This window comes from Tamlana sp. s12, from assembly GCF_016767215.1.
GTDB lineage: Bacteria > Bacteroidota > Bacteroidia > Flavobacteriales > Flavobacteriaceae > Pseudotamlana > Pseudotamlana agarivorans.
Genome location: NZ_CP068547.1, coordinates 1,698,337 through 1,711,523, shown reverse-complemented (window position 1 = coordinate 1,711,523; position 13,187 = coordinate 1,698,337). Strand labels below are relative to the sequence as shown.

At 35.4% G+C, this 13,187-nt stretch carries 13 protein-coding genes and 5 tRNA genes; all 18 read right to left on the bottom strand.

Annotated features, from left to right (window positions below; genetic code table 11):
- Positions 1-15: 15 nt before the first annotated feature.
- The 18 genes from rpoB to JJL45_RS07330 all read right to left on the bottom strand — a co-directional run bounded on the left by rpoB (position 16) and on the right by JJL45_RS07330 (position 13,175).
- A complete protein-coding gene (rpoB, locus tag JJL45_RS07415) occupies positions 16-3,828 on the bottom strand; it encodes a DNA-directed RNA polymerase subunit beta (protein ID WP_068603062.1) in 3,813 nt (1,270 codons plus the stop codon).
- A 124-nt stretch (positions 3,829-3,952) separates the two neighbouring features.
- The gene (rplL, locus tag JJL45_RS07410; protein WP_067148782.1) at positions 3,953-4,327 is read right to left on the bottom strand and encodes a 50S ribosomal protein L7/L12; all 375 of its coding nucleotides are present in this window, start codon (positions 4,325-4,327) and stop codon (positions 3,953-3,955) included.
- 64 nt (positions 4,328-4,391) lie between these two features.
- Positions 4,392-4,913 (bottom strand): 50S ribosomal protein L10, encoded by a 522-nt coding sequence (rplJ, locus tag JJL45_RS07405; protein WP_067148785.1) that lies wholly within the window; start codon positions 4,911-4,913, stop codon positions 4,392-4,394.
- A 19-nt stretch (positions 4,914-4,932) separates the two neighbouring features.
- Positions 4,933-5,622 carry a 50S ribosomal protein L1 gene (gene rplA, locus JJL45_RS07400; protein ID WP_067148788.1) on the bottom strand — a complete coding sequence of 230 codons (690 nt, stop codon included), beginning with the start codon at positions 5,620-5,622 and terminating at the stop codon, positions 4,933-4,935.
- A 20-nt stretch (positions 5,623-5,642) separates the two neighbouring features.
- The gene (gene rplK, locus JJL45_RS07395; RefSeq protein WP_067148791.1) at positions 5,643-6,080 is read right to left on the bottom strand and encodes a 50S ribosomal protein L11; all 438 of its coding nucleotides are present in this window, start codon (positions 6,078-6,080) and stop codon (positions 5,643-5,645) included.
- A 74-nt stretch (positions 6,081-6,154) separates the two neighbouring features.
- Positions 6,155-6,709 (bottom strand): transcription termination/antitermination protein NusG, encoded by a 555-nt coding sequence (nusG, locus tag JJL45_RS07390; protein WP_067148794.1) that lies wholly within the window; start codon positions 6,707-6,709, stop codon positions 6,155-6,157.
- A 24-nt stretch (positions 6,710-6,733) separates the two neighbouring features.
- Entirely contained in the window at positions 6,734-6,928 is a 195-nt protein-coding gene (secE, locus tag JJL45_RS07385) for a preprotein translocase subunit SecE (protein WP_067148796.1), read from the bottom strand.
- Positions 6,929-7,105: 177 nt separating this feature from the next.
- Positions 7,106-7,178 (bottom strand) — tRNA-Trp (locus JJL45_RS07380).
- 63 nt (positions 7,179-7,241) lie between these two features.
- The gene (gene tuf / locus JJL45_RS07375; RefSeq protein ID WP_067148799.1) at positions 7,242-8,429 is read right to left on the bottom strand and encodes an elongation factor Tu; all 1,188 of its coding nucleotides are present in this window, start codon (positions 8,427-8,429) and stop codon (positions 7,242-7,244) included.
- Between the two features lie 67 nt (positions 8,430-8,496).
- Positions 8,497-8,568: transfer RNA gene (locus JJL45_RS07370), tRNA-Thr, on the bottom strand.
- Positions 8,569-8,649: 81 nt separating this feature from the next.
- Positions 8,650-8,722, bottom strand: a tRNA-Gly gene (locus JJL45_RS07365).
- A gap of 72 nt (positions 8,723-8,794) precedes the next feature.
- Positions 8,795-8,876, bottom strand: a tRNA-Tyr gene (locus tag JJL45_RS07360).
- Positions 8,877-8,922: 46 nt separating this feature from the next.
- Positions 8,923-8,996: transfer RNA gene (locus tag JJL45_RS07355), tRNA-Thr, on the bottom strand.
- 101 nt (positions 8,997-9,097) lie between these two features.
- Entirely contained in the window at positions 9,098-9,400 is a 303-nt protein-coding gene (gene hpf, locus JJL45_RS07350; RefSeq protein WP_067148803.1) for a ribosome hibernation-promoting factor, HPF/YfiA family, read from the bottom strand.
- Between the two features lie 115 nt (positions 9,401-9,515).
- A complete protein-coding gene (locus tag JJL45_RS07345; RefSeq protein ID WP_068603063.1) occupies positions 9,516-10,406 on the bottom strand; it encodes a tyrosine-type recombinase/integrase in 891 nt (296 codons plus the stop codon).
- A 449-nt stretch (positions 10,407-10,855) separates the two neighbouring features.
- On the bottom strand, positions 10,856-11,050 hold the full coding sequence (gene rpsU, locus JJL45_RS07340; protein ID WP_067148809.1) for a 30S ribosomal protein S21: 195 nt from the start codon (positions 11,048-11,050) through the stop codon (positions 10,856-10,858).
- A gap of 84 nt (positions 11,051-11,134) precedes the next feature.
- Positions 11,135-12,301, bottom strand: a complete 1,167-nt coding sequence (locus JJL45_RS07335) for an acyl-CoA dehydrogenase family protein (protein ID WP_068603064.1) — start codon at positions 12,299-12,301, stop codon at positions 11,135-11,137.
- Positions 12,294-13,175: a ComEA family DNA-binding protein gene (locus JJL45_RS07330; protein ID WP_068603065.1), complete on the bottom strand. Its 882-nt coding sequence runs from the start codon at positions 13,173-13,175 to the stop codon at positions 12,294-12,296. The genes JJL45_RS07335 and JJL45_RS07330 overlap by 8 nt, the downstream gene beginning before the upstream one ends.
- Positions 13,176-13,187 lie beyond the last annotated feature (12 nt).

The following is a 13,187-nucleotide window of genomic DNA, read 5'->3' as shown; positions in this document are numbered from 1 at the left end:
CTGTAAACTATTATTTTACTCCTCTAATCTGATGTCTAAACCTAAACCTTTCAATTCGTGCATAAGTACGTTGAATGATTCTGGTAATCCTGGATCTGGCATTGGTTCACCTTTTACGATTGCCTCGTAAGTTTTAGCTCTACCAATAACATCATCAGATTTTACAGTTAAGATCTCACGTAAGGTGCTTGATGCGCCATAAGCCTCAAGTGCCCAAACTTCCATCTCACCAAAACGCTGACCACCAAACTGTGCTTTACCACCTAATGGTTGTTGCGTAATTAATGAGTAAGGTCCAATAGAACGCGCGTGCATTTTATCATCGACCATGTGTCCTAATTTCAGCATGTAAATCACACCAACTGTTGCTGGCTGATCAAAACGCTGTCCGGTACCACCATCATAAAGGTAGGTATGACCATATCTTGGAATTCCAGCTTCATCTGTAAATCCGTTAATCTGATCGATTGTTGCTCCGTCAAAAATAGGTGTAGCATATTTGCGTCCTAATTTTTGTCCAGCCCAACCAAGTACAGTTTCATAAATTTGACCAATGTTCATTCGAGAAGGTACACCAAGTGGATTTAACACAATATCAACAGGGGTTCCATCTTCTAAGAATGGCATATCTTCTTGACGAACGATTCTAGCAACAATACCTTTGTTACCGTGACGTCCTGCCATTTTATCACCAACTTTAAGTTTACGTTTTTTAGCGATGTAAACTTTAGCTAATTTTATGATACCTGCTGGTAACTCATCACCAACAGAAATTGTAAACTTCTCACGACGTAAAGAACCCTGTAAATCGTTTTCTTTAATCTTATAATTGTGAATTAAATCAGCCACCAATTGGTTAGTATGATCATCAGTAGTCCATTTTCCAGACACTAAATGCGCATAATCATCAACAGCATTTAACATTTTAAGTGTGAATTTTTTACCTTTTGGTAGTACTTCTTCACCTAAGTCATTATAAATACCTTGAGCTGTTTTTCCGTTTACAATATTGAAAAGTTTTTCAACTAAAATATCTTTAAGCTCGTCGAACTTTCTATCGTATTGTGCTTCAAGAGCAAGAATATCATCTTTATCCTGTGCACGTTTACGTTTATCTTTTACGGCTCTTGCGAATAATTTCTTTTCAATTACAACACCATTTAAAGAAGGTGAAGCTTTTAAAGAAGCATCTTTTACATCTCCAGCTTTATCACCAAAGATCGCACGTAATAATTTTTCTTCAGGAGTTGGATCAGATTCCCCTTTAGGTGTAATCTTACCAATAAGAATATCGCCAGGTTTAACCTCGGCACCAACGCGAATCATACCGTTTTCATCAAGGTCTTTAGTAGCCTCTTCAGAAACGTTAGGGATATCGTTAGTTAATTCTTCATTACCTAATTTAGTATCTCTAACTTCTAGAGAGTACTCATCGATATGAATAGACGTGAAAATATCTTCACGAACCACCTTTTCAGAAATTACAATCGCATCCTCAAAGTTATACCCTTTCCAAGGCATAAAGGCTACTTTCATATTTCTACCTAAAGCTAATTCTCCTTTTTGAGTTGCGTATCCTTCACATAAAACTTGACCTTTAGATACTTTATCACCTTTAACCACGATTGGTTTCAGGTTAATAGAAGTTCCTTGGTTTGTTTTTCTGTATTTTACTAATTGGTATGTTTTAACATCGCTATCAAAACTTACTTTAGCTTCATCCTCAGTACGCTCGTATCTGATTTGGATTTCTTTAGCATCTACGTAAAGTACTTCTCCTTCTCCTTCTGCATTAATCAATACTCTAGAATCTGAAGCTACTTGACGCTCTAATCCAGTTCCTACAATAGGTGCATCTACTCTTAATAATGGTACCGCTTGACGCATCATGTTTGATCCCATCAAGGCACGGTTCGCATCATCATGCTCTAAGAAAGGAATAAGCGATGCTGAAATTGAAGAAATTTGATTAGGCGCTACATCCGTATAGTCTAATTTTTCTGGCTCAATAACAGGGAAATCACCCTCCATTCTAGCAATAACTTTATCGTGAAGAATTTTACCATCGTCATCAACTTTAACTGTTGCTTGAGCGATTAATTTTTCTTCCTCTTCCTCTGCACTTAAATAAACAGGATCATTTTTAATATCAACAACACCATCAGTTACTTTTCTATAAGGTGTTTCGATGAATCCCATTGGGTTCACTTTTGCATAAACAGAAAGTGAAGAAATTAAACCAATGTTTGGTCCCTCTGGTGTTTCAATAGGACATAAACGACCGTAGTGAGTATAGTGAACGTCACGTACCTCGAACCCAGCACGCTCTCTTGATAAACCTCCTGGTCCAAGAGCTGATAAACGACGCTTGTGCGTGATTTCAGCAAGTGGATTGGTTTGATCCATAAATTGAGATAACTGGTTTGTTCCGAAGAAAGAATTAATTACAGACGATAAAGTCTTAGCATTAATTAAATCTATAGGCGTAAATACCTCGTTATCACGAACGTTCATACGCTCACGAATGGTACGCGCCATACGAGCTAAACCAACACCAAATTGTGATGATAATTGTTCTCCTACGGTACGAACACGACGGTTAGATAAGTGATCGATATCATCAATCTCTGCTTTAGAGTTGATAAGCTCGATTAAATATTTAATGATGGTAATGATATCTTCTTTAGTAAGCACTTGCTTATCCATACCAATATCAAGACCTAATTTTTTGTTCATTCTATAACGTCCAACTTCTCCAAGAGAGTAACGTTGGTCACTAAAGAATAATTTATCAATAATACCACGTGCAGTTTCCTCATCTGGCGGCTCTGCATTACGTAGTTGTCTGTAAATATGTTCAACAGCCTCTTTTTCAGAGTTTGTTGGATCTTTTTGAAGCGTGTTGTGGATAATGGCATAATCCCCTTGTTCTGTACTTTCTTTATGTAAAAGAATCGTTTTAACGTCAGCTTCAAGAATTTCTTCTATATTTTCTTTGTCAAGGATAGTATCACGATCAAGCACGATTTCATTACGCTCGATTGAAACCACCTCTCCAGTATCTTCATCAACAAAATCCTCATGCCATGTATTTAATACACGAGCAGCTAATTTTCTTCCTAAGTATTTCTTTAATCCAGATTTTGATACTTTAGCTTCTTCTGCTAAGTCAAAAATCTCTAAAATGTCTTTATCACGCTCAAAACCGATAGCACGGAAAAGCGTAGTTACAGGTAATTTTTTCTTTCTATCAATGTAAGCATACATTACCTGGTTAATATCTGTAGCAAACTCAATCCAAGATCCCTTGAATGGTATAACCCTTGCTGAATATAATTTGGTTCCATTGGCATGGAAAGATTGCCCGAAGAAAACTCCTGGTGAACGGTGTAATTGAGAAACAACAACACGTTCTGCACCATTAATACAAAAAGTTCCTGAAGGCGTCATGTAAGGAATAGTTCCTAAATACACATCTTGAACAATGGTCTCGAAATCCTCATGTTCAGGGTCTGTACAATATAACTTTAACCTAGCCTTTAGCGGAACGCTGTAAGTTAGCCCTCTCTCAATACACTCTTCAATAGCATATCTTGGTGGATCTACGAAGTAATCTAAAAATTCTAATACGAATTGATTACGAGAATCTGTGATTGGAAAGTTTTCCATGAAGGTATTGTAAAGACCTTCATCGCCTCTTTCCTCAGATTTAGTTTCTAATTGGAAAAAATCCTGGAAGGATTTAATCTGAATATCCAAGAAGTCTGGATATTCTGTTCTATTTACAATAGAGGAGAAATTTAATCTTTCAGCTTGTGTTGATAACATCAATGGACGGAATTTTGATTAAAAAAAATAATAAAAACGTATATACCTGTTATATACGCAAAATGGTTTAGGTCTTGAAGTAACTTCTTCAGACCTAAACCTTTATGTGTTTTAAGTACTAAGCTTACTTAAGCTCAACCTCAGCTCCTGCCTCTTCTAAAGATGCTTTTAAAGCTTCTGCTTCATCTTTAGATACAGCTTCTTTGATAGCGCTTGGTGCGTCATCAACTAAACCTTTAGCTTCTTTTAATCCTAAACCAGTTAATTCTTTAACTAATTTTACTACAGCTAATTTAGAACCACCAGCTGCTTTTAAGATAACATCAAATTCAGTTTGAGCTTCTTCAGCTTCACCACCAGCAGCAGGACCAGCAACAGCAACTGCAGCAGCAGCAGCAGGCTCGATACCGTACTCATCTTTTAATATAGTTGCTAACTCATTTACTTCTTTTACAGTAAGGTTAACTAATTGTTCTGCGAAATCTTTTAAATCTGCCATTTTTCTATCGTTTTAATAATTTTGTAATAATAATATAATTGTAATAAGTGCGTACTGTTTGATACTATCCTTCTCTTTCAGATAGTGTTTTAATAAGTCCAGCAATGGTTCCACCACCTGATTTAAGGGCTGAAATAACATTCTTAGCAGGAGATTGTAAGATTGTAACAATTTCTCCAAGTAACTCTTCCTTAGACTTGATATCAACTAACATGTCTAATTGTGCGTCACCGATGTAAACAGCTTCCTCGATGAAGGCTCCTTTTAATAGAGGCTTCTCAGATTTTTTACGGAAGTTTTTAATTAATTTTGCTGGTGCATTACCTGTTTCAGAGTACATCACAGATGTATTTCCTTTAAGCACAGAAGGTAAATCTCCGAAATCTTTTTCAGAAGCTTCCATGGCTTTAGCAAGTAATGTATTTTTAACAACCGCCATTTGTACGTTTGCTTTAAAAGCAGCACGACGTAAGTTTGAAGTAGCATCTGCATTCAATCCTGAAATATCTGCCAAATAAACATTGGCATTATTAGCTAATTCTGCAGTCAATTCCTCAATTACTAATGATTTTTCTTCTCTTGTCATAATAAAAGTTTTAACTTAATTAACCAATTTTAGAATCAACAGCGATACTAGGACTCATTGTTGAAGAGATAGAAATACCTTTCACGTAAACTCCTTTTGCAGTTGTTGGTTTTAATTTTATTAATGTTTGTAATAATTCATTTGCGTTTTCAGCAATTTTATCAGCACTAAATGATGCTTTACCAATAGCAGCGTGTACGATACCAGTTTTATCAACTTTAAAGTCAATTTTACCAGCTTTTACTTCTGTTACAGCTTTTGCTACATCCATTGTTACTGTTCCTGTCTTTGGGTTAGGCATTAAACCACGAGGACCTAATACACGTCCTAAAGGACCTAATTTACCCATAACGCTAGGCATAGTAATAATAACATCTACATCTGTCCAACCACTCTTGATTTTGTCAAGATATTCGTCTAAACCTACATAATCAGCACCAGCTTCTTTAGCCTCTGCTTCTTTATCTGGTGTTACTAATGCTAATACTTTTACGTCTTTACCAGTACCATGAGGAAGAGATACAACACCTCTTACCATTTGATTAGCTTTACGAGGATCTACTCCTAAACGTACAGCGATATCTACAGATGAATCAAATTTTGTATTGGTAATTTCTTTAACTAAGGCTGATGCATCTTCTAAAGAATACACTCTTCCTTTTTCAATTTTCGCTAAAGCTTCTTTTTGCTTTTTTGTTAATCTTGCCATTTTGTAATGTCTTTAATAGATTAAGAAGGAAATTTCCCTGTTACAGTTATTCCCATCGATCTTGCTGTACCAGCAATCATTTTCATAGCAGACTCTGGAGTAAATGCATTTAAATCTACCATTTTGTCTTCTGCTATAGTCTTGATCTGATCCCAAGATACTTTAGCTACTTTTTTTCGGTTTGGTTCACCTGAACCTTTTTTCACCTTGGCCGCTTCTAATAATTGTACTGCAGCTGGAGGAGTCTTGATAACAAAGTCAAATGACTTGTCTTTGTATACCGAGATAACAACTGGTAAAACTTTACCGGCTTTATCTTGAGTTCTAGCATTAAATTGCTTACAGAACTCCATGATGTTAACTCCAGCAGCACCTAAAGCGGGTCCAACCGGTGGCGACGGATTCGCTGCACCTCCCCGAACTTGTAACTTAACTACTTTACTTAATTCTTTTGCCATTTTTAATAATTTAGTTGATATCCTTCTTAATTTTGGAAGCTAAAGAAGATATCATTTATATAGTGTAACAATTATTATACTTTTTCAACCTGCATATAACTTAACTCTAATGGTGTTTTTCTTCCGAAAATCTTAACCATAACTTCAAGTTTACGCTTCTCTTCATTGATTTTCTCAATGGTACCGTCAAACCCATTGAAAGGTCCATCGATAACTTTTACTGTTTCTCCTTTTGTATAAGGAATCGCAACGTTGGCAGTTTCTTCAACAGATAACTCATCCACTTTCCCTAACATTCTGTTAACTTCAGATTGTCTTAATGGAACAGGATCACCACCTTTAGTTTCTCCTAAAAATCCGATAACATTAGTTACCGATCTGATAATATGAGGTATTTCTCCAGTAAGGTTAGCTTGAACCATAATATAACCTGGAAAAAATACTTTCTCCTTATGAATCTTTTTACCGTTACGGATTTGCACAACACGTTCAGTAGGCACTAAAACTTGATCAACATAATCTTGCATCCCTAAACGAGCAATCTCGTTTTCGATATAAGATTTAATCTTGTTTTCCTGTCCACTTACAGCTCGAACAACATACCATTTTTTTTCACTTACTTCAGACATAAAATTCCTTTTTCTTTTTTAGTATTAACTAATCCATTGAAAGTAAGCTGATATCACCTTGCTAAACACTGTATCCACTCCCCAGATTACTAGAGAGAATATAATTGAAAAAACAGCGACTAAAACAGTCAAACTCTGTCCTTCAGCCCAAGTAGGCCAAGTAACATTATTCTTTAGTTCTCCGAATGATTCTTTTATATAATTTGCAAATCCAGCCATGGTGTTATCTCTTTTTGATCTAATTGAAACGATATCAATTTTAATATTAATAGGTGAAACCTATTTTATTTGCACGGGCGGAGAGACTTCCTTCGACTTCGCTCAGGATAAACATCTCGTATCATGCTTTTTTATTTCATTTTGAAAATCATCTAAATCGAAAATTTTCATCATATGCACGGGCGGAGAGACTCGAACTCCCGACACCTGGTTTTGGAGACCAGTGCTCTACCAACTGAGCTACGCCCGTAAACATAAATCAAGGTATCTCAAAAAAGAGATACCTTAACTTATTATATGTTTAAACTAATAATTAGTCTAATATTTCAGTTACTTGACCTGCACCAACTGTTCTACCACCTTCACGGATAGCGAAACGTAAACCTACGTTCATTGCAATTGGTTGGATTAACTCTACAGTAATAGTTAAGTTATCTCCAGGCATAACCATCTCAACACCATCAGGAAGCGCAATGTTTCCAGTTACGTCAGTTGTACGTACGTAGAACTGTGGACGGTAGTTGTTATGGAATGGAGTGTGACGTCCACCTTCTTCTTTTTTCAAGATATAAACCTCAGCTTTAAATTTAGCGTGTGGTGTTACAGAACCTGGCTTAGTAATTACCATACCTCTTGAGATTTGAGATTTCTCAATACCTCTTAATAAGATACCAGCGTTATCACCAGCTTCACCTCTATCTAATATTTGACGGAACATTTCGATACCTGTAATAGTAGAAGTTAATTTTTCAGCACCCATACCGATAATCTCTACAGGATCTCCTGTTTGAGCTACACCAGTTTCGATACGTCCAGTTGCAACAGTACCACGACCAGTAATAGAGAATACGTCTTCGATAGGCATTAAGAAAGGCTTATCCATATCACGCACTGGCTCTTCGATCCAGTTATCACATGCATCCATTAATTCTAATACAGTGTCAACCCATTTTTGCTCACCGTTAAGTGCTCCTAAAGCAGAACCTGAAACTACAGGACCATTATCTCCATCGTACTCGTAGAAAGATAATAAATCTCTAACTTCCATATCTACTAATTCTAAAAGCTCTTCATCATCAACCATATCAACTTTGTTTAAGAAAACAACGATACGAGGAATACCTACTTGACGACCTAATAAGATGTGCTCACGAGTTTGTGGCATAGGACCATCTGTAGCAGCTACCACTAAGATTGCACCATCCATTTGAGCAGCACCAGTAACCATGTTCTTTACGTAATCGGCGTGACCTGGACAGTCAACGTGAGCGTAGTGACGGTTAGCTGTTTGATATTCTACGTGAGAAGTATTAATTGTAATACCTCTTTCTTTCTCCTCTGGAGCGTTGTCAATAGAAGAGAAATCTCTTGCTTCAGATAAACCTGCATCAGCTAATACTTTAGTAATAGCAGCAGTTAAAGTTGTTTTACCGTGATCTACGTGTCCAATTGTACCAATATTTAAGTGTGGTTTTGAACGATCGAAAGTTGCCTTTGCCATGTTTTTAAATAATTTTAATCTTAGTTATATAATAATATTAGTGTAATCTTTTTTTATTTCAATATAGAGCCAATGACGAGATTTGAACTCGTGACCTCTTCCTTACCAAGGAAACGCTCTACCCCTGAGCTACACCGGCGTAAAGTTTTTATTTCCTATTCTTTTAAAACCACCTAAACGGCATTTTAAAAAAAGAGATTCCTGCCTCCGCAGGTTTTAGAGCGAGAGACCGGGTTCGAACCGGCGACATTCAGCTTGGAAGGCTGACGCTCTACCAACTGAGCTACTCTCGCATTTTGATAAGCTTTAAACTTATCTGGTATTCAATATTTCAAATAGATTTCTGCCTGCGCAGAAATTTGTTGTGGGGAGAGCAGGATTCGAACCTGCGAAGACGTAGTCAGCAGATTTACAGTCTGCCCTCGTTGGCCGCTTGAGTATCTCCCCGGACCACTTTTAAATAAAATTCAAAAGTTATACTTCAATATTTCAGAGCCGATGGAGGGACTCGAACCCACGACCTGCTGATTACAAATCAGCTGCTCTAGCCAGCTGAGCTACATCGGCTTTTTCTGTCTTTTTTACATATAAAAACAGCCCGCTATTTCTAACGGACTGCAAATGTATAGTTTTTTTATATTATTCAAAACATTTTTGAATAAATTTTATCATAAATATGCTCTTAATTTTTCTTTTTTCTTTTTCAACTGTCTTTCTAGGGATGCTATCGCCATATCTGCGCCTTCTTCAAAGCTTTTACATTGCTTTTTTACCACAAGACTATCGCCGGGCACACTCACTTTAACTTCGAATATTTTATTTTCTTTATCACTCGTATTTTCAACTTTCAAAAAAACATCTGATTTGATAACCTTGTCATAAAACAAATCCAATTTATCCATACGCTTCTGGATAAAGGCTAATAATTTTACATCTGCATTAAAATTTACGGATTGCGTGTTTACTTTCATCTGTTTACTTTTAATTTAATAAATTAGTTTCATAATACAGGTTTTGAATATTTAAACTTTCAACTTATTCATCACACAGTATATGTCACTCATTTAGGTTAGACAATATGTGAATTTATTTTTTACTTCTGGGATGTGCATTAATATGTACTTTTTTAAGTTCGGCTATACTGTTATGGGTATAAACTTGCGTTGCAGCCAAACTTGAATGTCCTAGAAGTTCTTTAACAGCATTTAAATCGGCACCTTGGTTTAACAAATGAGTAGCAAAAGAGTGTCTTAATATATGAGGACTCTTTTTTACTTTTGAAGATGCCAAACTAAAATAATCATTTATTATTCGGTAAACAAGAGTTTCATATATTTTAACGCCTTTTTTAGTTAAAAATAAACTTTCATGATCTACTGTAGAATTTAAGTCACCGCGCAATTTTAAATACACCTTTAAAGTCACAACTACTGTATTTAGTAACGGTACAATACGCTCCTTATTACGTTTTCCAATAACTTTTAAAGTTTTATTATCTAAATCTAAACTCGATAGTTTTAATCCCACAAGCTCAATACGTCTAATCCCTGTAGAATAAAATATTTCGATAATTAATTTATTTCTTACACTTTCAAAATCATCTCCTATATTAAGATCATCTAAAACGGTATTAATTTCACTTTCAGAAAAAGGCACCTGTATTTTTTTACTTGTTTTTAATGCTTTATGTTTCGCAAGCGGATTGACATCCACATCACCAACCTTAATTAAGAACTTAAAATAAGTATTTAATGTAGAGATTTTTCTGTTAATACTTCTATTGGTGATGCCGCTTTCTACTAACAAAACAATCCAAGATCGGATTTGAGCATAATTCACATCTTGAATCGTATAACTAGAATAAGTGTCCTTTATAAATTCCGAAAAACTTACCAAGTCACTTTGATAAGCTTTAACCGTCAACTTAGAGTAGTTTTTTTCAAGTAACAAATATTCAGTGAAAGGTTTGAAAGACATTTTGGGTTTTGGTTATTGGTTAATAGTTTAAAGGAAACTAAAATTGAAATTTTGATTTTGCTCTTCCCACATTAAACATATGAACAATTACTCAATAATATATGAATAAAGGTTGGCAACTTTGCAATTGGTTAATGGTTTTTCGATTTTGTTCATTGTTCTTTTATCAACCGTCAATTGTCAATGGATATATGATTTAAGTGTTTTAAAGATACTAATTTATGAGGCGTCTCATACTTCAGTGTTGGTTAAAACAAAAAGATACTATTTTAAAACCTTGAGAAATCTTTATACCATAATAAGAATAGCATCTCTCCTCTCTGAAAACCCATAGTAATGAGCATCTGAAATAAATTCAGATTAGCCTAAAATCAACTTTTCTGATAGCCTCAAAACAAAAAAATCCCGCATAAAGCGGGATTTGTATCTATTAAGTGCATTAATATGAATTAAATATTTTCTGCATCTCTTAGTCCTTGGATGTATTGAGCTTTTTGAATTTGCGCTCTACGAACAACAGAAGGCTTGTCAAATTGCTTACCAGTCTGTAATGCACGTTTAGTTCCAGTTCTATCGAACTTTCTTTTATAACGCTTTAACGCTCTATCTATATTCTCTCCTTCTTTAATTGGAATTATTAACATAGTGTCTTAACCTCCTCTCTTTTAAAATTTTTCGGGTGCAAATATAAAAATTAAATCTATTTATATCTAAAAAAATAAAATATTTTACGTTGCCGGCTTATATGTTTTTTTATCTATAATAATTTTAGCTAAAATTTCACGAAGAATTTCTGATGTACCTCCGCCTATAGGTCCTAATCGGCTATCGCGAAGCAAGCGTGCTAAAGGATAATCTTCCATGTAACCATAGCCCCCTAAAAATTGCAAACACTCATAAATAACTTCATCGGCAACTTTTGTAGATTTTAATTTCGACATGGTAGCTTCTTTTACCACATACTCACCTTTATTTAATCGGTAAGCCACCGAATAATTAAATGCTTTACAAAATTCTACTTCGGTTGATAATTCGGCTACTTTATGTCTTAAAGCTTGAAACTGATCGATTGTTTTCCCAAATGCTTGGCGCTCGCTCATATATTTCACAGCGTATTCTAAAGCAAATTCGGCTCTAGCATGAGCGTTAATCCCCATAATTAAGCGCTCTAACGAAAAATGCTGCATAATGTATGGAAATCCTTTGCCAGCTTCTCCTAGTAAGTTTTCTGTTGGAACTTTAACCTGATCAAAAGCGATTTCACCAGTATCTGAAGCTCGCCATCCTAACTTATCTAATTTCGTAGCAGAAAGCCCTGACGTTTTACGATCAACAACAAACATACTAATACCCTTCCCTCCTACTGTTGGGTCGGTTTTGGCTGCTACAACAAGGTAATCACTAAGCAAACCGTTTGTTATGAATGTTTTAGAACCATTTATGATATAGAAGTCACCATCTTTAACCGCTGTTGTGCGCATACCTGCAACATCACTTCCCCCAAAAGGCTCGGTAATACACAAGCAACCAATCATATCGCCAGAAATACTAGGCGCTAAATATTTTTGTTTGATAGCTTCACTACCTTCAGCATTAAGGTGCGTCATCGCTAAATAAGCGTGCGCCCAAATAGCTGCAGCAAAACCTCCTGAATTCACCTTTTGAAGTTCTTCAAGCAGAATTACGGTATAAAACAAATCTAAATCCATTCCACCGTAAGCTTCAGGGTATTTAATCCCTAAAAAACCCATCTCTCCAAATTTCTTCCAAATAAACCGTTCTATTTCTCCCGTTTGTTCCCACTTATCTATGTAAGGAACAACTTCCTTTTGCAAAAAATCTTGAAGGCTTTTTCTAAAAAGATTGTGCTCTTCTGTGAAGTACAAGTTATTCATCTATGTTTTTTTCGAGGTGCAAATATAATTGAATTATCTTGAATTTATTTGTAGGGAAGTCCTTTACTTTCAATAATTCATTTATCGCTTTATAAGCACTTCTTAATTGTCGGTATTCAATAATATGATGAGCCAAATCGTAATCTATATGAGGAATGGTTACCAATTGATTCACCGTTGCTGTATTTAATTCAATTTTCTGTATCACTTTTGGTGTTTTCACAGCAAACTGTTTGGCCATATTTTCAATGACTTGAGGACTTAAGCCATAAACATCTTCTAACTGAATAACATCGGAAAAACCACCGAGAAGACTGTTTCTATATTTTACAATACGATTTGAGAGTACCTTTCCTACCCCAGAAACTTCCTGAAGCTCGATTGCCGTCACTGTATTTAGATCTTTCTTTTCGGCATAAGTTTTTATGCCTTTGAAATTGTTTGATGTTACTTTTTTAGCTTTCGAAGTCTTTACCCAGTCCGGAAATTTAAAATATGGCGAAATGGCTTCAAACAGGGAATCTGATATTTTAGTGACGCTTTGAAATTCTTCCGAAGAATTTATCCATTGATTCTTACTCCTAAAAACGAGCAACCTATCAATTTCCTTTGTACTCATGCCTAAGGATGCTCCTTTAAAATCATCAATATAGTTTGGGTTGAAGGGCTTAATCTTCGGTTTTAACTTTTGAAGTTTGTCTAAACGCAAAGAATCTATAGTTTTTTCAAACTGAACCAAACGCGTATCATCGACTGCAACATCTTCAGAAGGAAAATCAATAAAAAAATAAACACATTGTAAAACAATAATTACCAGGAGTAATAAAAAAATCCCATGCCGCTGATTTCTAGAAAAAGTAACATGGGATTTCATTTGTATAATCTA